A 22,859-nucleotide genomic window follows, 5' to 3' on the forward strand; every position below is an offset into this window, starting at 1 on the left:
AAAGTGAAAGATAGTTTATAGAAAGTGGAGATATTCAATTATGAATGAGAGCGTACAAGATAATCATAATGAATTTTATGGTATAGAACAAAAGATATTTACGGAAATTAGTAATTTAAAAATGAAGGATATTAAGTTTTATACTGACTATTTGAAGAAAAACTATTTCCATATTGAAAAAGATAGATTGGGTAAAGTACTAGAATGTTTAAATAGAGATGGCAGGAAAAATGTACAGCTTTTAGCGCAAAGTTTAAGTAAGTTTTCAGTTAAACAGGAAAATGAATTGATTAGGGTCAAATCTATGTACAGCTTTGATAAGGATTTCGGAAATTATGTATATATAGCTGGAGTAGATGAAGTAGGTAGAGGACCTTTGGCAGGACCAATAGCAGCTGGTTCAGTTGTTTTAAATTTAAGGTCTCACGATTTCAAAGATCTATTACTTGGTATTAAAGATTCTAAAAAGCTTTCACATGATACTAGAGAAAGACTGTCAAAACTTATAAAAGCTAAATCTATAAGTTATAATATTTCGGTTATAAATAATGCAGAAATAGATGAAAGAGGAATAGCATGGTGTAATAATGAAGTGCTTAGAAGAGCAGCTTCTGGATTAAAGATTACACCGGATTTAGTGCTTTCAGATGGTTATGCTGTAAAAAATTTAAATATAGAAAATGAATTTGTAATAAAAGGAGATGCTAAAAGTGCTAGTATAGCATGTGCATCTATAATAGCAAAAGTTTATAGGGATAATTTAATGCAAGAATATGCTAAGATATATCCACAGTATGGATTTGAAAGAAATTCGGGTTATGGTACAGAAGAACATATTGAGGCCATAAAGAAATATGGAATTTGTAAAATACATAGAAAAAGCTTTCTAAAAAATATTTTACCACATAATTGTATAATCTAATATTTAGAATGAAAAATTATTCTCCACGTCTATAAAAACATAGAGATTGTAAACAATATTAAGCATATGAATTTTATCATATGCTTTTTTACATTTGAAAAGCATCTTTAATAAGTCTTATAGATGGAATGTTATTGGAATTATTTAATATAACTTCTATAACATCAAATCTAAAATTAAATTTAAAAAGCTTCTTTTTCATTATATAAAGTTCTGCAGTTTTATATATTTTGTGCTGCTTGGAATAAGTTACAGCTTCACAAGGATTGCCATATAATGAACCATATCTAGTTTTTACTTCTATGAAGCAAATATAATTGCCATCACGTCCAATTATATCTATTTCACCTATTTTACATCTAAAATTTCTGTCTAATATGGTGTAACCAATTTGTCTTAGATAATTGTCAGCAATATCTTCGCCCAGGAAACCTATTTCCTTGTTAAAAGAATGCATAAATTTGCTCCTTTCGAAAAATATATTATATTGTTCATTTTAACCAATAAATTCATAAAAATCCATCTAAAAGTGCAAATACTAATGAAAAGAGTTTAAATTTTTAAATGTTGTAAAATTATTATATTTGTTGATGTGAAAAATTAATTTATTAAGATACATAAGTAAACTCTATATAAATTTAGAAATCACTTAACAAATTAATATATATTAATTTTAACAATATTAATTAGTGTTGTAAATATAATCTTTACAGTAAAGATTATACATTGAAAAAATGAATATAAATGGATATCAATGTTAATAATTAAGCTGAGGTGATATCCAATGACAATTAAAATAAATTCTGCCACATTTACTGGTATAGAAGGTGTAGTAGTGTCTGTAGAGGTAGATATTGCAAGAGGGATGCCATGTTTTAATATAGTTGGACTTGCTGATACTTCTGTTAAAGAATCTAAGGATAGAGTAAGAGCTGCAATAGTAAATTCAGGCTTTGATTTCCCGGTAAATAGAATAACTGTTAATTTAGCTCCTGCAGATATAAAAAAGGAAGGAGCTCTATTTGATTTGCCTATAGCAATAGGTATTTTAGCAGCTACAGAACAGATAAATTTTGAAGATGCTGAGAATTTTCTCATAATGGGTGAACTGTCCCTTTCAGGACAATTGAAAAAGGTTAAAGGAATATTACCTATTGCAATTGAAGGTTTAAAAAATAATATATATAGTTTTATCTTGCCAATTGAAAATGCGGAGGAATGTTCAGTAGTTAAAAAAAGCAATGTATATCCATTTAGTAATTTGAAAGAAGTTATAGGATATGTTATGTATAGGGATTTATTACCATATGAATATAAAAGCATAGGTTATAATAGAAAAAGTTTATTAAATTTTGAAGACATACTAGGTCAAGAAAGCTGTAAAAGAGCTGTAGAAGTTGCTGCAGCTGGAAATCACAATTTACTTATGATAGGTCCACCTGGTTCTGGAAAAACTATGATTGCACAAAGAATACCAAGTATACTTCCTCCTTTAAATTATGAAGAAGCATTAGAGGTAACTAAAATTTATAGTGTTTCTGGAAATTTGAAAGATGCTAAAGGGTTAGTAAGAGAAAGACCCTTTAGAAATCCTCATCATACAACCACATGTGTTGCCTTAGTTGGTGGAGGGAGAAACCTTATGCCAGGAGAAGTATCACTTGCGCATAATGGTGTTTTGTTTCTAGATGAAGTTCTGGAATTTAAAAAATATGTTTTAGAGGTTTTAAGGCAACCTCTTGAAGATAGAACAGTAAAAATATGCAGGGCTTCTGGAACCGTATCATATCCTTGTAATTGTATGACTATATTTTCTATGAATCCATGTCCTTGTGGATTCTATGGGTCAGATAAGCAGTGTGTTTGTAGTGAATACGAGAGAAAAAGGTATATACATAAGCTGTCTGGGCCTATGCTTGATAGGATAGATATATTTACTTTTGTAAAGTCCTTATCTTATGAAGAATTAAAAAATAAGCCTAAAGGTGAATCATCTGAAGTCATAAGAGGTAGAATACAAAAGTGCAGGAAAATCCAGCAAAATAGATTTAAAAATGAGAATATATTTTGCAATTCCCAAATGAATAGTAAGCTAATAAGGAAGTATTGTAAGTTAGATAATGAATCCAGCAAAATAATAGAGAAAATTTACAATAAGTACGCTTTGAGCACAAGAGCTTATACCAGAATTTTAAAAGTAGCTAGAACTATAGCGGATCTAGATGAAAGTGAATCTATTAAAGAAATTCACATTATAGAAGCGCTTCAGTATAGAAAATTTTTAAATAAGGAAATAATTTAACTTATAGCATAAGTATAATGCGAAGATTTGCTTCGCATTATACTTATTTTACAGACTATTATATGTTTCTTTAAGCAGAAGAGCATCTTTTTCTAAAATAGGGCTTTCACATATGATACAGCCTTTTACGTCAAATTTTTTTAAGGCTCTTAAGCAAGCTGCGTAATTAAAATCACTTTCTTGAAGTGGAAGATGGTTTCTTTCTCCCTTTGCAGTATAATTTATGCCAGATAAATGGATATGGATATCTTCTAAAGCGTTTCTTCCTAATTCATCTTCAATGTATTTAAGAATAGATTCAAAACCTTCATAGTCCTTCAAAATTCCATTAAATCTAGCATGAATATGTGAAAAATCTATGCACAATTTGCAGTGATTGATTTCTTTACATAGAGAAACTAATTCTTTTAAGTCACCAAATTGAGTGCCTTTACCAGTAGTTTCTAATCTATAATCCACACCTAAATAAGGCAACTTGGTTAAATTATTTTTTATGGTATTAAGGGTTTCTTCCTTTGAATCCTTTAAATAGAAACCTGGATGGAAAATTAGACTTCTACCTTCAACTTTTAATAGACCTTGAGCACCTTTAACTATTCTTTCCATAGATTGTTCTTGCTTTTCTTTTTCATCAGCATTTAAATTTATGTAATAGGAACCGTGAGCAGAAAGATAAAAATCATTATCTATTTTTGCTTTTAATATTTTATCTCTATTTTTATCTGTAACATTTACAGAGCGTACAAAAGGCAGTTCCATTGCATCTAAACCTATAGATTTTAAATAAATTATGCTTGATTCATAATTAAATTTTTTACTTCCATCGCCAATAGGTGTACCAGATATACCAAATAACAATTTCTCCATAGTTAAACCTCCTTAAAGCTTTATTATTTCTAGATCGTTAGGTACTAATATATTTCCACTAAAAAATTTTTTACCTTCTTCTGTATAAAGTTCTTTTTTGTTCATAAGATTTTTATCCTCAGAATGATATAAAATTACATTTTTAACATTTAATTTAGAGGCATTTTCACAAGCATCTTTTACTGTTGAATGAAATTTTTCATAAGGCTTGAATATATGCTTTTGTGAGTATAAACAAAAAGCCTCATGCAATAAGTAGTCAACTTTATAAGCGTATTTGAAGAGTGGATCCTTATAAGGTTCATCACCTAAGAAGGTTAAGGTTTTTCCATTTTCCAAATTTAAATTGAAGCCAAATTGTAACTGCTTGTTACTTCCAATATCAAAAAAGTTTACATCCCAATTGAGTATTTTAAAGAAACTATCATTTTCTATTTCTTTAAATAGGATCCTATTATCTATAAAGTTTGTAAATTTCTTTTGAAGAAGTAAATCGCAAATAGTTCGTATTACTTTTATTACTTCTTTATGAGCATATATGTATAAATTATTTTGGTAGCTTTCATTTAAAATTTTTTGAGCCACAGCTCTTATAACCCAAATAATACCTGTTATGTGATCATTATGACTATGAGATATAAAAACATGATGGATATTATCAATAGATATATTAGTACTTTCTAAATTGGATAAAATAGTATTACCGCCACCGGTATCTATTAGAAAATGTTCTTTATCATTTGAAAGAGTAAAACATGTATTATAACATTTTGTAACCATAGCAGAACCTGTACCTAATATAGTTAATTTTTCCAAAATAAAAATCTCCTTCCTTAAATATAAAACCTTAATAAATAATTGTTTCAAACAAATAATAATATAACATATAAATAAAAAAATATGAATAAAAATGTGTTTATAGATTTTTTGTGAATAAAAAATAAGAATTATGACAACAATTTTACATATTAATTACATGTTTTAAAAGGAGATAAAAATGAATGTTTATGATTTATGGTTTAGTTCTATACAATTATCAAATAGAATAAAACTGCTGCTATTAAAAAATATGATAAGTACTGAACAGTTGTGGAATTATGCTTTCTATGTAAAAGATAGTGTAACTATTAATGAAAAAATTAAATATTATTTAAAAAAAGCATGGGATAAAGTTCAATTAGAATCTTTATATACATATCTTTCAACTAAAGGAATTGAAACTGTAGTTTTTAATGAAAAAATATATCCTAAAAATTTAAAAAATATTGTGGATGCACCTGCAATAATTTTTTATAAAGGCAATATAAGTGGTGTAAGTGAAAAATTATCAGTTGGAATTGTAGGTTCTAGAAATTGTAGTGTTTATGGAGAAAATGTTGCAGAAATCATAAGTAAGGAACTTTCCATAGATGGAATGAATATAGTAAGTGGTATGGCTAGAGGTATAGATAGCTTTGCGCACAAAGCCTGTTTAAAGCAGGGAGGATATACTTGTGCGGTATTGGGATCTGGAATAGATGTAGTATATCCTAAAGAAAATAAAAAAATATACGATAAAATTTCAGAAAATGGTTGTGTATTATCGGAATTTTTACCAGGAACAAAACCATTGTCAAGAAATTTTCCAATAAGAAATAGGATAATAAGTGGACTTAGTGATTTGATAATTGTAGTTGAAGCTGGAGAAAAAAGTGGCTCTCTTATAACTGCAGAATTGGCTTTAGATCAAGGAAAGGACGTTGTAGCGGTTCCGGGAACAATCTTTTCAAATCAAAGTAAAGGAACTAATAAATTGATTAGAGATGGAGCGTACATATTTACTGGTTTTGAAGATTTGTTTCAAATATTAAATATGAAATATGTATGTCAAAACTCTAAAAAATTGAAACAAATGACAAGTATAGAAAAAAAAATTTATGATAGCATAACTGATACTCCGGCTCATATAGACGATATATTTGAAAGAACTAATGTTGACATAAAACAATTATATGAGGTATTATTTGAATTGCAGCTTAGAGATGAAGTAATATGTATTTCGGGAAATTATTATGCTAGGATAAATAAAGCGCTGTAAAAACATTAATGTAGCAAAATCAGGTATATTTATTTAGATAGGGAATAGTATTTAGTAAATGTAAAGAAAATAAGCAATATAAGTGTAGTTCAAAACGAGGGGGTGTGAAAACTCTGGTGTAAAACAATTCATCGGAGCACAAAATGGGACAAAAATTAGTTATAGTAGAATCACCGGCAAAAGCCAAGACTATAGGAAAATATTTAGGTAAAAACTATATAGTAGAGGCATCTATGGGACATGTAAGGGATCTTCCCAAAAGTCAATTGGGAGTTGATATAGATAATAATTATAATCCTAAATATATAACTATAAGAGGTAAAGGCGAATTATTAGATAAATTAAAAAAGGAAGCAAAAAAAAGTGATAAAATATACCTTGCAACCGACCCTGATAGAGAAGGAGAAGCTATTTCATGGCATTTATCTCATGTACTTAAATTAGACGAAGATGATAAGTGTAGAATAGAATTTCATGAAATAACAAAAAATGCTATAAAAAGTGCTATTAAAGAGCCAAGAAAAATAAATGTGGATTTAGTTAACGCACAGCAGGCAAGAAGAGTTTTAGACAGATTGGTTGGATATAAAATAAGCCCAATTTTATGGAGAAAAGTAAAGTGGGGATTAAGTGCAGGAAGAGTTCAATCTGTTACTCTAAAAATGGTATGTGATAGAGAAAAGGAAATAGAAAACTTTGTAGCAAAAGAATACTGGACTGTAGAATGTGAATTAGCTAAAAATAAAACTAAAAAATCTTTTAAAGTTAAACTAAGTACTTTTAACAAGAAAAAAATAGAAATAGGAACAAAAGAAGAAGTCGATAAAGTAATAGAAGAGCTTAATGGTGGAGAATTTATAGTTAAGGGTATTAAGAAAACGTCAAAAAATAAAAATCCATTAGCTCCATTTACAACCAGTACTTTGCAGCAAGATGCTTATAAAAAGTTAAATTTTGCAACTAAAAGAACTATGTCAATAGCACAGCAATTGTATGAAGGTATTGACATAAAAGGTTATGGCACAGTTGGTCTTATAACATATATGAGAACGGATTCAGTTAGAATAGCTGATGAAGCACAAGAAGCTTGTAAGAATTTTATTAATAAAAGCTTTGGTGAAAATTACGTGCCAAAACAACCTAGAGTGTTTAAAGGAAAGAAAAATGCACAGGATGCACATGAGGCAATAAGACCAACTAATGTTGAGATAACTCCTCAAATTGCTAAAGAAAATTTAAAGGATGAGCAATATAAACTATATACATTGATATGGAATAGATTTGTAGCAAGTCAAATGTCTTCTTGCATAATGGATATTACATCTGTTAGCATAGAAAATGGTAAGTATTTACTTAAGGCAAGTGGTTCTTTAGTTAAATTCGATGGATTTATGAAAGTATATGAATATGCAACAGAAGAAGAAAAAGAAGATATAAATTTACCTTTACTAGAAGAGGGCGAACTGCTTCAAAAAAAGAATATAGAAGGTAAACAACACTTCACTCAGCCACCAGCTAGATATTCAGAAGCTACTGTTGTAAAAACCCTAGAAGAAAAAGGTATAGGAAGACCTAGTACTTATGCTCCAATTATATCTACATTATTGGATAGAAAATATGTGGAACGTGAGAAAAAGACTTTAAAACCAACGGAACTTGGCTATATAGTAAACAATATAGTTAGTGAGTATTTTAAACAGATAGTAGATGAAGAATTTACAGCAGAGATGGAAGAAAAGCTAGATTATGTTGAAGAAGGAAAACAAAATTGGAATACAGTAGTAAATGAGTTTTTTACTCCATTAAAGGATGCTATAGATATAGCTGAAAAAGAAGTAGCTAAAGTTACTATAGAAGATAAAGTTACAGATATAAAATGTGAAAAGTGTGGAAAATTCATGGTTATAAAACATGGTAGATTTGGAGATTTTCTTGCATGTCCTGGTTATCCTGATTGTAAAAATACTAAAGCCATAGTGGAGGAATTAGATGTAAAATGTCCTAAATGTGGTGGAAATATTTTAATTAAAAGAAGCAAAAAAGGAAGAAAATTCTATGGATGCAGCAATTATCCAGATTGTGATTTTGTAAGTTGGCTTGAGCCTGTTTCCCAAAAATGCTCTGTTTGTGGAAATTATATGGTAAAGAAACATAGTAAGAGTAAAGGTGATTATTTGCAGTGTTCTAATAATGAATGCAAGAATATAGAAGATATACCAGAGAATCAGAGCAATAGTGAAAATAAATAAAGGTTATTAACTAAAATGTCGAAATTTATAAAATTGATGTTGAAAAGTAATAATTATTATGTTATCATGATTAGAGAATGGACAATAATTCTAAATATTTTAAAAAGTCTAAATTATTAATACAATAACTCATATTTGTTTAAGTCTTTAATAATTGAAGAAAAAAATTCATATAATTAAATTGAGCACAGATAGATGTATAAGTAATAATGGTTAGGACTAGTATAAAAATAAAAAAGGAGGAATACAAATGACATCATTGTTAAATAAAACAAGAATGTTAAATAAAATATTACAAAAATCAGGAACAGAACCAGTTGTTTTTGATGACATATGCAACTTATTAAGTGAAGTGTTATCTTGTAATGTTTATATAATAAGCAGAAAAGGAAAAGTACTTGGATATAACTTTTCAACAGGTTTTGAATGCGAAACAGTTAAAGAGAAAGTTTTAAGTGAAATGAGATTTCCAGAAGGATACAATAACAAATTACTTAATATTCATGAAACACTTTCAAATTTAACTAACCATGGTATTTGTGTTTATGATGAAAGTGAACCTTGTGCCATAAAAAATAAGCTAACAACTATAGTACCTATAAATGGGAATAGGGAGAGATTAGGTACATTGATGCTTGCAAGGTTTGATGAAAACTTTACAGATGAAGATTTAATATTATCTGAATATAGTGCTACCATCATAGGCCTTGAAATACTAAGAGCTAAACATGATGAAATAGAAGAAGAAGCAAGAAAAAAGGCAGTAGTACAACTTGCAATAGGTACACTTTCTTATTCAGAATTAGAAGCTGTAGAACATATATTTAATGAATTAGATGGCAGCGAAGGGTTACTTGTTGCTTCTAAAATAGCAGATAAACTTGGAATTACTAGATCTGTAATAGTAAATGCACTAAGAAAATTTGAAAGTGCTGGAGTTATTGAATCAAGATCGTTAGGTATGAAGGGAACACACATAAGAATACTTAATGAAAAGTTATTAGACGAATTAAAGAAAATAAAATAGTGAATAAAATATTTTAAAAACCCACATGAATAAATCATGTGGGTTTAATAAATGAATTATTTAAAATTTTGTGTATTTTGTGTATTGGTATAAAAATTCATAAATTTGAAAATAATTTTAACAGAAGCAATAAGATTTAAATGGTATATAAATTAAAATTTATTGTTGAATAGAGTCAATGCTTGTGATATACTACTAAGGTAAGAAAATACGCACATTATCCAATTTATAGAATAGTGCCTTGTTTTAAGGTGTTCTATAAATATGACGATAGTGGAGGTAAAAACTAGGAGGGAAAAATTTATGTCAGTTATTTCAATGAAACAATTATTAGAAGCAGGTGTTCACTTTGGACATCAAACAAGAAGATGGAACCCTAAAATGGCTCCATACATATTTACAGAAAGAAACGGAATATACATTATAGACTTACAGAAAACAGTTAAAAAGGTTGAAGAAGCTTATAATTTTATAAGAAGCGTTTCAGAAGAAGGAAAAGATGTTCTATTTGTTGGAACTAAAAAACAAGCTCAAGAAGCTATTCAAGAAGAAGCAAAGAGATCAGGAATGCACTTCGTTAATAATAGATGGCTTGGTGGAATGATGACTAACTTTACAACAATCAAGACTAGAATTGGAAAGTTAGAAGAATTAGAAAAGATGGAAGAAGACGGAACTTTTGAAGTTCTTCCTAAAAAAGAAGTTATAAAGCTTAAGAATGAAAAAGAAAAATTAGAGAAAAACTTAGGCGGAATAAAAGAAATGAATTCTGGAAATGTAGGAGCATTATTTATTGTTGATCCAAGAAAAGAAAAAAATGCTATATTAGAAGCTAAAATTCTTGGAATTCCAGTAGTAGCTATAGTTGATACAAACTGTGACCCAGATGAAGTTGATTACGTAATACCAGGAAATGATGATGCAATTAGAGCTGTAAAATTAATAACAGCTAAAATGGCAGATGCTATTATAGAAGGAAGACAGGGAGAACAACTAGCTGAGTAATTTGTGGAGGTAGATGAAGAAATAAGTTTTCTTCATTTACCTTTTAAATCAAGTTTGAATTAGGAGGAATTTACAATGATAACTGCACAGATGGTTAAAGAATTAAGAGAAAGAACTGGAGCAGGCATGATGGACTGCAAAAAAGCTTTAAATGAATCTAATGGAGATACAGAAAAAGCTGTTGAAATATTAAGAGAAAAAGGTTTAGCAGCTGCTGCTAAAAAATCTGGAAGAATAGCTGCTGAAGGTTTAGTAAAAACTTTTGTTTCAGAAGATGGAAAGCTTGCTTCAATAGTAGAAGTTAACTGTGAAACAGATTTCGTTTCAGTTAATGATGCTTTTGTAGGATTTGCTGATAATGTTGCAAAACAAGCAGCTAATACAAGTGCTACTACAATAGAAAGCTTCTTAGAAGAAAAATACATAGCAAATGAAGAAAAGACAGTTCAAGGTGCTGTAACAGACTTAATAGCAAAACTTGGAGAAAATATGGCAGTAAGAAGATTTGAAAAATTTTCTGTTGAAAATGGAGTAATTGAAAGCTACATCCACGGTGGCGGAAGAATTGGAGTTCTTGTAAAACTTGAATGTGAAAAAGATAGTGAAGTTTTAAAAGAAATTGCTAAAGATGTTGCTATGCAAGTTGCTGCAACAAATCCATTATTCTTAAATAAGGATTCAGTTGATAATGAATCTTTAGAAAAAGAAAAAGAAATATACAGAGTTCAAGCATTAAATGAAGGAAAACCAGAAAAAATCGTTGAAAAAATGGTTATGGGAAGAATTCAAAAATACTATAAAGAAAATTGTTTAGTAGAACAGGTTTGGGTAAAAGATTCAGATCTTACTATTCAAAAATATCTTCAAGCAAAATCAAAAGAAGTTGGAGCTCCAATAACAATAGCTTCTTTTGTAAGATTTGAAAAAGGTGAAGGTATAGAAAAGAAAGAAGAAAACTTTGCTGAAGAAGTTCAGAAGCAGATAGAAGGTAAATAGTAACTGAAAAGAGAACACTGCGTGTTCTCTTTTTTTAAGGTAGGATTCTATTAAGTTTTAAAAAGTTTATATAAAATAAAACTTAAAATTAAATAGTATGTAATTTTTTACAATTTGGAGGTATAATATATGTGTAAGCCTAGATATAAAAGAGTAATGTTGAAACTTTCAGGAGAAGCTTTAGCAGCAGACAAAGGTTATGGAATAGACTTCGATGTTACTAACAAGATAGCTGAAGAAATAAAAGCTTTAGTTGACATGGGAGTAGAAGTAGGTGCTGTTGTAGGTGCAGGAAACATTTGGAGAGGAAGAAGTGGTGAAGGAATGGACAGAACCACTGCTGATTATATGGGCATGCTTGCTACATGTATAAATGCTTTAGCACTTCAAGATTCTCTTGAAAATATTGGAGTTAATACAAGAGTTCAAACAGCAATAGAAATGAGAGAAGTAGCAGAGCCTTTTATAAGAAGAAGAGCTATGAGACATTTAGAAAAAAGCAGAGTAGTAATTTTTGGTGCTGGCACAGGAAATCCATATTTTTCAACAGATACTGCTGCAGCATTGAGAGCAGCTGAAATAGAAGCAGATGTTATACTTCTAGCTAAAAAAGTAGATGGCGTTTATGACAAAGATCCTCATAGATATTCAGACGCTGTAAAGTTCAATAAATTAAGTTACATAGAGGTATTAGAAAAAGGATTACAAGTTATGGATTCTACAGCAACATCATTATGTATGGATAATGATATTCCTATTCTAGTATTTGGATTAGATAATCCAGAGAATATAAGAAAAGCTATATTAGGCGAAGAAATTGGTACATTAGTTTGCAAAGAATAACAAAATAAGGAGGTATTTTCTATGATAAAAGACATAATGAAAAAAGCAGATGAAAAAATGAATAAAACTGTTGAAGCCTTAAAAAGGGAATTAGCTTCTATGAAGGCTGGAAGAGCTAATCCTGCTATGCTGGATAAAATAGAAGCAGAGTATTATGGAACCATGACTCCAATAAATCAGCTTGCAAACATATCAGTTCCAGAACCAAGGGTGCTTGCTATACAACCTTGGGATAAGGGATCATTTAAAGCTATTGAAAAAGCTATATTAAAGTCAGATTTAGGAATCAACCCATCTAGTGATGGTGAAATGATTAGACTTGTTATTGCAGAACTTACAGAAGAAACAAGAAAGAATATTGTTAAGAATATAAAAAAAGATGGTGAAGATTCAAAAGTTGCTGTTAGATCAATTAGAAGAGATTGTAATGATAAGATAAAGGTATTGAAAAAAGAAAGCGATATATCAGAAGATGAAATTAAAAAAGCTGAAGACGAAATACAAAAAAAGACAGATGCTTTTATTAAGCAAGTAGATAAAATTGTGGAAGCTAAAGAAAAAGAGATTATGTCATTATAATTGCTTAAACCTGCGAATCCGCAGGTTTTTATTAACATATTAAGTTTAATTGTTATATTATACTTATGAATGGAGAATAGAATATGTTAAGTTTTTTTAAAGTTAAAAAGAATAATGAAAATAATGATGAAAATGATAAAATAGAAATTGATATGAACAACATTCCAAAACATATAGCTATAATAATGGATGGAAACGGCAGATGGGCAAGGGAAAGAAACCTTCCAAGAACTATGGGACATAAAGCAGGGGTAGAAGCTATAAGAGAAATTGTTAAGGAGGCAAGTACATTAGGAGTAAAGTATTTGACTTTGTATGCTTTTTCGACAGAAAATTGGAAAAGACCTTCTGATGAGGTTGGTGCACTTATGAATTTACTTGTTCAATATTTAAAAAAAGAATTTAAAGAATTAAATAATAATAACGTTATTATAAAACATATAGGAGACATATCAAAATTACCATCAGCTTGCCAAAAAGAATTAATCGATGCGTATAATAATACAAAAAATAATACTGGACTAACTTTAAATTTAGCTTTGAATTATGGTGGAAGAAATGAGATAGTTCGTGCATTTAATCTTATATATGAGGATATAAAATCACATAAATTGAGTGAAGAATGTATAGATGAAACTGTTATATCAAAATATATGTATACTAGTAATATGCCTGATCCAGATTTAATAATAAGGCCAAGTGGTGAGCAGAGACTCAGCAACTTTTTGTTATGGCAGTGTGCTTACTCAGAATTTTGGTATTCAAATATAAAATGGCCTGATTTTGGAAAAAAGGATTTGCATAAAGCAATATATGATTATCAAAATAGAGATAGAAGATTTGGAGGAGTAAAATAAAATTTGAAATTTATCTAAATCTTGTTTGAACTGATAGTCATAGGATAAAAAACCTATAGCTTAGGAGATGATGGCGTGAATAATAGATATGTTGGAGCAGTTATATTAGCACCTTTTCTTGTATTTCTATTTTTAGGAGGAGTATATTTAAAGTTTGCAGTTATGATTTTATCTTTACTAGGAATGTATGAATTTTATAAAGTAGTTGAAGAAAAAAATATTAATGCTATAAGTTTAATAGGATACCTATTGTGTATAGTTTATTATATAAGTTTGAGTGCAGAGATCAATTTAAAGCTTACATTTTTTATGATTATAATAGCTGTCTTTATTCTAATGTGTATACCTGTGCTGAATTTAAAATATAATTTTATAGATGTGTCCATAACTATATTTGCTTTCTTGTATATAGCTGTATTTTTTAGTTTTATTGTATTAGTGGATAATAAGCCTTATGGAAAATATTTGGTGTGGCTCATATTTCTTGCTTCTTGGCTTTGTGATACTTTTGCCTATTACACAGGTAAGGCTTTTGGTAAGACAAAATTATGTCCAAAAGTAAGTCCTAAGAAGACTGTAGAAGGTTCATTAGGCGGGATTTTAGGAAGTACTATATGTTGTGGAATATTTGGATTAGTACTCAATTTAAAGGGAATTAATATACCTGTTTATAACTTTTTTATTATTGGTGCATTTTGTGGCAGTATTTGTCAGCTCGGAGATCTTACTGCATCGTCAGTAAAAAGGTATGTGGGAGTAAAAGATTATAGTAATTTAATTCCTGGACATGGTGGAATACTAGATAGATTTGACAGCATATTATTCTCATCTGTTGTTGTATATTATTACTTAACATTTGTAATAGGAATGTAATAAAAATATTGATGTTATAGTCACATATAAATAAAGTTTTTTGTATGTTAAAAATTAAAATTTTGATATATAGAAATTAATACATAAAGCATATTACAGTGTGGATTTTTATAGAATATTTAAAATTCCACTGTAATATGCTTTTTGTATGGATTATATTTTAAAATTTTGTAGACAATATTTATGATTACTTTATTTTGAGATATAAATATGATATAGTTAATCATGTTACTAATTGAAATTAATTTAGGTGATGTTTAGATAAATGTGAAAAAGAATTACTTTACAGTACTTATTTTAATGGAAGTTTGACATATGTAGGGAGATGATGGCATGAAAAATATAGCTGTGCTTGGAGCAACAGGATCCATAGGAACACAAACTATGCAGGTTATAAGACAACAAAGTGAAGAGTTTAAATTAATAGCTGTTTCAGCTAATACTAACTCACATAAAATAATAGATATTATTGAAGAATTCAAACCACTTTATGCGGTACTGATGGATAGAAATGCTTTTAATGAAGTTAGAAAATATTGCAGTGATAAAAGAATAAATACGGAAATACTAATTGGAATAGAAGGACTAAACACAATAAGTACATTACCAGAAGTGGACATGGTAGTTACATCTGTAGTTGGTATGATTGGATTAACTCCAACGCTAAAAGCTATTGAAGCAGGTAAAGATATAGCGTTAGCTAATAAAGAAACTTTGGTAGCAGCAGGTAAATTAGTTATGGCTGAAGCACAAAAACATAAAGTGAGAATATTACCTGTAGATTCTGAACATGGAGCTATTTTCCAATGCTTACAAGGCAATGACAAGTCGTCAGTAAACAAAATATTACTTACTGCTTCAGGAGGACCATTTAGGGGAAAAAGAAAAGAAGAGCTTTTAAATGTTACAGTAGATAATGCACTAAAACATCCAAGATGGAAAATGGGAAGAAAAATATCTATTGATTCAGCTACTCTTATGAACAAAGGATTAGAGGTTATAGAGGCCCATTGGCTTTTTGATGTAGATTATGATAATATTCAAGTTATAGTTCATCCTGAAAGTATAATACATTCCATGGTTGAATATATAGATGGAAGTGTCATAGCACAATTGGCTAATGCAGATATGAAATTGCCAATACAGTATGCTCTAAATTATCCAAAACGCCAACAATGTGTAATAAAAAAGTTGGATTTTTATGATTTGAAAAGTTTAAGTTTTGAAAAGCCTGATTTAGATACTTTTAAGCCTTTAAAACTTGCATATGAAGCAGGTAGTACAGGCGGAACAATGTCAGCTATATTAAATGCTGCTAATGAAGCTGCAGTAGAACTTTTTTTAAATAAGAAAATTGGATTTTTAGAGATAGGAAACATATTAGAAGAATGTATGAATAAGTTTGAATCAAAGGAAAACTATGTTTTGGAAGATATACTAGAAATAGATTCTAAAGTAAAAGAATATGTTAGTAGTAAAGTATATTAAATAAAAAATAATTTATAGATAATTGCAATCTATAAAAGGAGGAATGTGTTTGTATATTATAGCCGCCATTATAACTTTTGGCATTTTGATTATAATTCATGAACTTGGTCATTTTACACTGGCCAAACTAAATGGTATAAAAGTAGAAGAATTTGCCATAGGCATGGGACCACAAATATTTAAAATAAATAGAAAAGAAACAGTATATTCAATTAGGATACTTCCTATAGGTGGATATGTAAAAATGTTAGGAGATGAAGGTGAGTCCACAGATCCTAGGGCATTTAATAATAAAAGTCCTCTTCGTAAGCTTAGCGTTGTTTTAGCAGGACCAGTAATGAATTTTATATTAGGTATAGTACTTTTTGCTATTATAGCTGCAGGAAAAGGTTATTTATCTCCAATAGTTGATAAAGTAGTTCCAAACCAACCAGCAGCTGTTATGGGATTAAAGTCTGGAGACAAAATAGTTAAAGTTAATGGATCAAAAATTTTAACATGGGAAGATTTTGTAACTGGAGTATACACTTCAGCAGGAAAAACTATGGATATAACTTATGTACGTAATGGTGAAACAAAAAGTGTAAAAGTTACACCAGTAAAGGATCCAAAGGAAAATAGATTTATTGTTGGAGTTTATCCTACAGCAGTTGAAAAACCAACTATGGGCCAGTCTATTTCTTACGGATTCACTGAAACTAATTCTTTAGTAAAACAAACCTTTTCTTTCCTTAAATCAGCTTTTAAGGGAAAAGTAAGTAAAAATGATTTTGGTGGACCGGTAACTATAATAAAACTTTCAGGAGCAGCTGCCAAAGCTGGAATTTTAGCTCTTACTGCTTTTGGAGCCTATATAACAGTACAACTTGGAATATTTAATCTTTTACCTATTCCAGCATTGGATGGTGGATATATATTCTTATTCCTATTTGAGCTAATCACAGGAAAAAAAGTAGATCAAAACAAAGTTGGAGTTATAAATTATGTAGGCTTTGCATTACTTATGGGATTGATGGTTTTAGTTACTATAAAAGATATACTTTATCCTATTAAGTTTTAGCAGAAATTAAGAGATATACAGAGTACTTCAAATTAGAATTTTATATTGGGAATGGAGACTATCTTCATTCTCAATTTTAAGTTTTTACATTATAATTTTTGTAGGAGATGAACATATGAACAGAGTAAAAACTAAAAAAATTAAAGTTGGAAATACCTTCATTGGTGGAGATTCTGAGATTGCGGTTCAGTCCATGACTAATACAGATACTAGAAATGTAGAACAAACAGTGAAACAAATAAAGGAACTTCAAGAAGCTGGGTGTGATATAATAAGATGTGCTGTACCAGATATGGAAGCTGGTGAGGCTATAAAAAAAATAGTTAAAAGTATAAACATTCCTTTAGTATCAGATATACATTTTGATTATAAATTAGCGTTGAAATCTATAGAAAATGGAGTATCAGCACTTAGAATAAATCCTGGAAATATTGGAAGTATAGATAGAGTAAGAGAAGTGGCTAAAGCAGCTAAGGAAAAAAATATACCTATAAGAATAGGAGTAAATTCAGGTTCTCTTCAAAAAGACATATTAAATAAATATGGTAAGGTTTGTGCAGAAGCTTTAGTAGAAAGTGCTTTAGAGCATGTTAATATTTTGGAAAGTGTAAATTTTGATGATATTGCTATATCTATAAAATCTTCAAATGTAATTCAAATGATAGAAAGCTACAGGATGATATCAAAAAAAGTAAATTATCCACTACATCTTGGAGTTACTGAAGCAGGAACTATTTGGAGAGGAACAATTAAATCCAGCGTTGGCATAGGAACTCTTTTGTCAGAAGGTATAGGAGATACTATAAGAGTTTCTTTAACAGGAAATCCTGTTGAAGAAGTTAAAGTTGGAAGGGAGATATTAAAATCTTTAGGTTATCTAAATGAAGGAATAGAGTTTGTTTCCTGTCCTACATGTGGAAGAACCAGAATAGATTTAATAAAAATAGCAGAAGAAGTTGAAAAAAGGTTAGGTAATTGTAATAAAAATATCAAAGTAGCTGTAATGGGTTGTGTGGTAAACGGACCAGGAGAAGCTAGAGAAGCAGATATAGGTATAGCTGGTGGTAATGGTGAAGGACTTATATTTAAAAAGGGTGAAATTATTAAAAAGGTAAACGAGAAGGATTTAGTAGATGAACTCTTAAAGGAAATTGAAAGTATGTAGATGGCTTATACCAGTTCTTAACTTTTTCTTGAAATAACCAAAACAGTGTGTTAAAATGAATTTGGGAAATCTACAGAAGTTTATTGGAATTGTAGAGTGGGTTTACAGCCCGCTCTTTCTATTTGTAAAAAACGCAGCGTTAGTTGCGTTTTTAAATTAGGACAAAAAAGTTATTTTTTATGAAAAATTGCAGAACATACAGATAAGGAGGGATTATGATGAATAAAAAAATTTTAATAGATGAACTTACAAATCTAGTAAAGCCAATAGTAACTGAATTAAATTATGATTTATATTATTTGGAATTAGTAAGAGAAGGAAAAGACAACTATTTAAGAATATATATAGATAAAGAAAATGAAGGAATATCACTACAGGATTGTGAAAAAGTAAGTAGGGCAGTTAGTGAGATGTTAGATGTAAAAGACCCTATTAAAGAAGGATATTATTTAGAAGTTTCTTCACCAGGAATAGAGAGAATTTTGCATACAGATGAACATTTACAAAAGTACACTGGAAATGATGTAGTAGTCAATATATCTGGATTATTAAATGGAAAGAAAAAGTACGAAGGACAGTTAGTAAACTTTAATAATGAAGAGTTAAATATTAAGGTTGAAGATGAAGAAATATCTATTCCTAGGGAAAAAATTTCAACAGTTAATTTAAAAGGTGAATTTTAAGGAGGTTAAATGGAAAAATGAATCAGGAATTTATTGAAGCCTTAAAAGAAATAGTGAAAGAAAAAGGAATTAGTGAAGATTTATTATTTACGACTATAGAGGATGCATTAGTTGCTGCATACAAAAAAAATTATATAAATCAAGGCGGAAACAATCAAAATGTTAAGGTTACAATGAATAGGGAAAATGGAGAAATTCATGTTTATTCTCAGAAAACTGTAATTGATGAAGTGTTTGATGAAATAAATGAAATTTCTTTAGAAGAAGCTAAAAGTATAGATCCAAATTATGATATAGATGATGTAGTTAGCATAGAAGTTACACCTAAAAAATTTGGAAGAGTAGCAGCTCAAGCCGCTAAGCAGGTTGTTATACAAAGAATAAAAGAAGAAGAAAGAAGAATTGTATACAATGATTTTATAGAAAAAGAAGATGACATAATAACAGGAGCAGTTATAAGAAAAGATAAAAACAATGTACTTGTAGACCTTGGTAAGACGGAAGCTGTTCTTGGACCAAATGAACAAATGCCTGGAGAAAAATATAATTTTAATGATAAAATAAAATTATATATTGTAGAAGTTAAAAATACTACAAAAGGAGCTCAAATAGTAATATCAAGGACACATCCAGGTCTTGTAAAAAGATTATTTGAACTTGAAGTTCCTGAAATATTTGATGGTACAGTTGAAATAAAATCTATTGCAAGAGAAGCAGGATCTAGAACTAAAATAGCTGTAAATTCAAATGATGAAAATGTAGATCCAATGGGAGCTTGTGTTGGACCAAAGGGAATAAGGGTTCAAAATATAGTAAATGAACTTAAAAATGAAAAAATAGATATCATCAAGTGGAGTAAATTACCAGAGGAGTATATAGCTAATGCTTTAAGTCCTGCAAAAGTAATAGATGTTACTTTAGATGAAGAAAACAAATTTGCTCAAATTGTAGTTGATGATAATCAGTTATCACTAGCAATAGGAAAAGAAGGCCAAAATGTAAGATTGGCAGCAAAACTTACAGGATGGAAAATAGATATTAAAAGCAAGTCTCAGGTGGAAACTGTTCCTGAAGTAGAAACTGTTTCTCAAGCAGAAGATATTTCTGATGAAGAAGATATCTAAATTTTAGGTGAGGTGGTTATAATATGAAGATGAAGAAAATACCACAGAGAATGTGCACAGGATGTATGGAGATGAAACCTAAAAAAGAGCTTATAAGAGTGGTAAAAAGTAAAGAAGATGAAGTGTCTGTGGATTTAACAGGCAAAAAGAATGGAAGAGGAGCTTATATTTGTAAAAGCAGCGAATGTTTAGAGAAGGCTTTTAAAAGTAAGAAGCTTGAAAAAAATCTTGAAACTAAGATAAGTGAAGAAATCTACAATAGATTAAAGGAAGAGATAGAAAATGGAAAATAAGTTTTTTCAATTTCTAGGCTTAACAAAACGTGCAGGAAAAGTATTAGAAGGATATAATAAATGTGAAGATGCTTTAAAGAGAAGAAAAGCATATCTAATTATAATATCAGAAGATGCATCGCAAAATACAGTGAATAAATTTCTAAATTATAGTGAGAAATATAAAATTCCTGTTTTACAGGGATATAATAAAGAAGATTTAGGAAAAGCTTTAGGTATGGAACAAATAAAAATTTTAGGTGTATCTGATAAACGAATGAGTGAAAGGTTACTTGTCTTATGGAAAGAATGTGAAAAAATTTAGTTTCGGGGGTGAATACTTTGTCAAAAATAAGAGTTTATGAATTAGCAAAGGAATTAGGAATATCAAGTAAAGAATTAATTGGTATTCTTTCCAGTGAGTTTGGTATAGAAGTTAAGAATCATATGGGTGTTATTGAAGATGAAGATGCAGAATTAATAAAAGAACTTTTTGCAGAAAAGGAGAAAGAAAAAGCGTCGGATCCAAGTGATATTGTAGAAGAGAAGTATGAGGATCTTGCTGAGGAAAATCTTAAAAAAAGCATAAAGGTAACTAAAGTTAAAAATAAGAACAAGGATAACAAAGGTCAACAAGGTTCTGATGAAGATAATGAAGGTAATGAAATTGAGAAAGTTATAGAAATAGATGAAACTATAACAGTAAAGGAAATATCAGAGAAAATTGGCAAACCTACTACAGAAGTTATCAAACAGCTTATATTTATGGGAGTAATGGCAGCTATAAATCAAGAAATAGATTTTGATACTGCAGAAAAATTAGCAGAAAAATTTGATGTTTTAGTAGCTAAAAAGGAAAAGGATATAGATAAGGAATCTGTAGAGCAAGAAGATGATGAAGAAGATGATGATGATTTACAAAAAAGACCTCCAATTATAACAGTTATGGGTCATGTTGATCATGGTAAGACATCTTTACTAGATGCTATAAGAAAAGCAAAGGTTACATCTACAGAAGCAGGCGGAATTACTCAGCATATTGGTGCATACACTGTAACTATAAATGGAGAAAAAATAACATTCCTTGATACACCTGGACATGAAGCTTTTACTTCTATGAGAGCAAGAGGTGCTCAAATCACAGATATAGTTATACTTGTAGTAGCTGCAGATGATGGAATAATGCCTCAAACAGTTGAAGCTATAAACCATTGTAAAGCTGCTAATGTTCCTATGGTAGTTGCTATAAACAAAATGGATAGACCAGGAGCTAATCCAGATAGAGTTAAGCAAGAATTAACTGAACATGGGTTAGTAGCAGAAGACTGGGGCGGAGATGTAATATGTGTACCTGTGTCTGCGCATACAAAAGAAGGAATAGATACATTACTAGAAATGGTGCTTTTAACAGCTGAAATGCAAGAATTGAAAGCTAATGCTGGTAGAAATGGTAAGGGAACAGTAGTAGAATCTAAGCTTGACAAAGGAAGAGGAGCTGTAGCTACATTGTTAGTCCAAAATGGTACTATACATGTTGGAGATTCTATAATAGTAGGATCTACTTATGGAAGAATAAGAGCCATGTTTGATGACAAGGGTAAAAAAATCAAATCAGCAGGACCTTCTATACCAGTAGAAATACTTGGATTATCTGAAGTCCCAGCAGCAGGAGATAGATTCCACCAGGTAAAAGATGAAAAAACTGCAAGAGAAATGGCTGATAAGAGAAAAGAAAAATTAAGAGCTGAGTACTTACAATCAACACATAAGGTTTCTCTTGAAGATTTATATAATCAGATACAAGAAGGAAAAGTTAAAGAATTAAACATAATAGTTAAAGCTGATGTTCAAGGATCTATAGAAGCTTTAAAACAATCTCTTCAAAAGTTATCTAATGAAGAAATAAAAGTTAGAGTTATACATGGAGCAGTTGGTGCAATAACTGAAACTGATGTTACTCTTGCATCTGCATCTAATGCTGTAATTATAGGATTTAATGTAAGACCTGATAATAATGCAACAGCAACAGCAGAAAAAGAAGCTGTAGATATAAAAACTTATAGAGTTATATATAATGCCATAGATGATATAAGAGCAGCTATGATTGGAATGCTTGAACCAGATTACAAGGAAGTAGTACTTGGAAAAGTTGAAGTAAGACAGGTATATAAAATATCTAATGTGGGAACTATTGCAGGATGCTATGTAACAGATGGAAAAATTGTTAGAAATAGCAGTGTTAGGGTTATAAGAGACGGTATAGTAATATTTGAATCAGAGCTTGCATCTTTAAAGAGATTTAAAGATGATGTTAAAGAAGTGGCATCAGGTTATGAATGTGGTCTTTCTGTTGAAAAGTTTAATGACATAAAAGAGGGAGACGAAATAGAAGCTTATACAATGGAAGAAGTTAAAAAGGATTCACTTTAATTTAAAAATATTAGGAAATTGAGAATTAAAAGTAGTTATG

22 protein-coding genes are annotated in these 22,859 nt (G+C 29.6%); 19 read left to right on the top strand and 3 right to left on the bottom strand.

All coding sequences use genetic code 11. From position 1 onward, the window contains the following. Positions 1 to 121: 121 nt before the first annotated feature. Positions 122 to 922 carry a ribonuclease HII gene (locus Ccar_RS00790; protein WP_179945236.1) on the top strand — a complete coding sequence of 267 codons (801 nt, stop codon included), beginning with the start codon at positions 122 to 124 and terminating at the stop codon, positions 920 to 922. 88 nt (positions 923 to 1,010) lie between these two features. Here Ccar_RS00790 and Ccar_RS00795 read toward each other — a convergent pair whose 3' ends face one another. Then, entirely contained in the window at positions 1,011 to 1,379 is a 369-nt protein-coding gene (locus Ccar_RS00795) for a YraN family protein (protein ID WP_007060093.1), read from the bottom strand. A 327-nt stretch (positions 1,380 to 1,706) separates the two neighbouring features. On the opposite strand from Ccar_RS00795, the gene Ccar_RS00800 reads away from it, so the two are divergent. Beyond that, positions 1,707 to 3,224 (top strand): YifB family Mg chelatase-like AAA ATPase, encoded by a 1,518-nt coding sequence (locus tag Ccar_RS00800; RefSeq protein ID WP_007060092.1) that lies wholly within the window; start codon positions 1,707 to 1,709, stop codon positions 3,222 to 3,224. A gap of 48 nt (positions 3,225 to 3,272) precedes the next feature. On the opposite strand, the gene Ccar_RS00805 is transcribed toward Ccar_RS00800, so the two are convergent. Together Ccar_RS00805 and Ccar_RS00810 are read right to left on the bottom strand one after the other, a co-directional pair. Next, complete coding sequence (locus Ccar_RS00805) at positions 3,273 to 4,091, bottom strand: TIM barrel protein (RefSeq protein WP_007060091.1); 819 nt, start codon at positions 4,089 to 4,091, stop codon at positions 3,273 to 3,275. Positions 4,092 to 4,103: 12 nt separating this feature from the next. Continuing rightward, positions 4,104 to 4,907 (bottom strand): MBL fold metallo-hydrolase, encoded by an 804-nt coding sequence (locus Ccar_RS00810; protein WP_007060090.1) that lies wholly within the window; start codon positions 4,905 to 4,907, stop codon positions 4,104 to 4,106. Positions 4,908 to 5,088: 181 nt separating this feature from the next. Between Ccar_RS00810 and dprA the strand changes: the two genes are divergently transcribed. The 17 genes from dprA to infB all read left to right on the top strand — a co-directional run bounded on the left by dprA (position 5,089) and on the right by infB (position 22,819). Then, the gene (gene dprA / locus Ccar_RS00815; RefSeq protein WP_007060089.1) at positions 5,089 to 6,168 is read left to right on the top strand and encodes a DNA-processing protein DprA; all 1,080 of its coding nucleotides are present in this window, start codon (positions 5,089 to 5,091) and stop codon (positions 6,166 to 6,168) included. A gap of 143 nt (positions 6,169 to 6,311) precedes the next feature. After that, positions 6,312 to 8,417 carry a type I DNA topoisomerase gene (gene topA / locus Ccar_RS00820; RefSeq protein ID WP_007060088.1) on the top strand — a complete coding sequence of 702 codons (2,106 nt, stop codon included), beginning with the start codon at positions 6,312 to 6,314 and terminating at the stop codon, positions 8,415 to 8,417. Positions 8,418 to 8,667: 250 nt separating this feature from the next. Further along, the gene (gene codY, locus Ccar_RS00825) at positions 8,668 to 9,444 is read left to right on the top strand and encodes a GTP-sensing pleiotropic transcriptional regulator CodY (protein ID WP_048029809.1); all 777 of its coding nucleotides are present in this window, start codon (positions 8,668 to 8,670) and stop codon (positions 9,442 to 9,444) included. Between the two features lie 303 nt (positions 9,445 to 9,747). Then, complete coding sequence (gene rpsB, locus Ccar_RS00830) at positions 9,748 to 10,449, top strand: 30S ribosomal protein S2 (protein ID WP_048029810.1); 702 nt, start codon at positions 9,748 to 9,750, stop codon at positions 10,447 to 10,449. Between the two features lie 75 nt (positions 10,450 to 10,524). Continuing rightward, positions 10,525 to 11,445, top strand: a complete 921-nt coding sequence (tsf, locus tag Ccar_RS00835) for a translation elongation factor Ts (RefSeq protein WP_007060084.1) — start codon at positions 10,525 to 10,527, stop codon at positions 11,443 to 11,445. A 129-nt stretch (positions 11,446 to 11,574) separates the two neighbouring features. Further along, positions 11,575 to 12,288, top strand: coding sequence for a UMP kinase (pyrH, locus tag Ccar_RS00840; RefSeq protein ID WP_007060083.1), 714 nt, complete (start codon positions 11,575 to 11,577; stop codon positions 12,286 to 12,288). A gap of 21 nt (positions 12,289 to 12,309) precedes the next feature. Next, entirely contained in the window at positions 12,310 to 12,867 is a 558-nt protein-coding gene (gene frr / locus Ccar_RS00845) for a ribosome recycling factor (protein ID WP_007060082.1), read from the top strand. Between the two features lie 83 nt (positions 12,868 to 12,950). Next, positions 12,951 to 13,724 (top strand): isoprenyl transferase, encoded by a 774-nt coding sequence (locus Ccar_RS00850; RefSeq protein WP_007060081.1) that lies wholly within the window; start codon positions 12,951 to 12,953, stop codon positions 13,722 to 13,724. Between the two features lie 75 nt (positions 13,725 to 13,799). Then, complete coding sequence (locus Ccar_RS00855) at positions 13,800 to 14,597, top strand: phosphatidate cytidylyltransferase (protein WP_007060080.1); 798 nt, start codon at positions 13,800 to 13,802, stop codon at positions 14,595 to 14,597. 333 nt (positions 14,598 to 14,930) lie between these two features. Then, positions 14,931 to 16,085, top strand: a complete 1,155-nt coding sequence (dxr, locus tag Ccar_RS00860) for a 1-deoxy-D-xylulose-5-phosphate reductoisomerase (protein WP_007060079.1) — start codon at positions 14,931 to 14,933, stop codon at positions 16,083 to 16,085. Positions 16,086 to 16,134: 49 nt separating this feature from the next. Then, positions 16,135 to 17,145: an RIP metalloprotease RseP gene (gene rseP, locus Ccar_RS00865; RefSeq protein ID WP_007060078.1), complete on the top strand. Its 1,011-nt coding sequence runs from the start codon at positions 16,135 to 16,137 to the stop codon at positions 17,143 to 17,145. A gap of 115 nt (positions 17,146 to 17,260) precedes the next feature. Beyond that, the gene (ispG, locus tag Ccar_RS00870; RefSeq protein WP_007060077.1) at positions 17,261 to 18,310 is read left to right on the top strand and encodes a flavodoxin-dependent (E)-4-hydroxy-3-methylbut-2-enyl-diphosphate synthase; all 1,050 of its coding nucleotides are present in this window, start codon (positions 17,261 to 17,263) and stop codon (positions 18,308 to 18,310) included. Between the two features lie 218 nt (positions 18,311 to 18,528). Beyond that, positions 18,529 to 18,993 (top strand): ribosome maturation factor RimP, encoded by a 465-nt coding sequence (gene rimP, locus Ccar_RS00875; protein ID WP_007060076.1) that lies wholly within the window; start codon positions 18,529 to 18,531, stop codon positions 18,991 to 18,993. Positions 18,994 to 19,010: 17 nt separating this feature from the next. Further along, positions 19,011 to 20,117: a transcription termination factor NusA gene (gene nusA, locus Ccar_RS00880; protein ID WP_007060075.1), complete on the top strand. Its 1,107-nt coding sequence runs from the start codon at positions 19,011 to 19,013 to the stop codon at positions 20,115 to 20,117. A 23-nt stretch (positions 20,118 to 20,140) separates the two neighbouring features. Further along, a complete protein-coding gene (rnpM, locus tag Ccar_RS00885) occupies positions 20,141 to 20,410 on the top strand; it encodes an RNase P modulator RnpM (protein ID WP_007060074.1) in 270 nt (89 codons plus the stop codon). Then, on the top strand, positions 20,400 to 20,714 hold the full coding sequence (locus Ccar_RS00890; protein ID WP_007060073.1) for a 50S ribosomal protein L7ae-like protein: 315 nt from the start codon (positions 20,400 to 20,402) through the stop codon (positions 20,712 to 20,714). The genes rnpM and Ccar_RS00890 overlap by 11 nt, the downstream gene beginning before the upstream one ends. 17 nt (positions 20,715 to 20,731) lie before the next feature. After that, entirely contained in the window at positions 20,732 to 22,819 is a 2,088-nt protein-coding gene (infB, locus tag Ccar_RS00895; RefSeq protein WP_007060072.1) for a translation initiation factor IF-2, read from the top strand. Positions 22,820 to 22,859 lie beyond the last annotated feature (40 nt).

The organism is Clostridium carboxidivorans P7 (assembly GCF_001038625.1).
In the GTDB taxonomy this organism is placed as follows: Bacteria; Bacillota; Clostridia; order Clostridiales; family Clostridiaceae; genus Clostridium_AM; species Clostridium_AM carboxidivorans.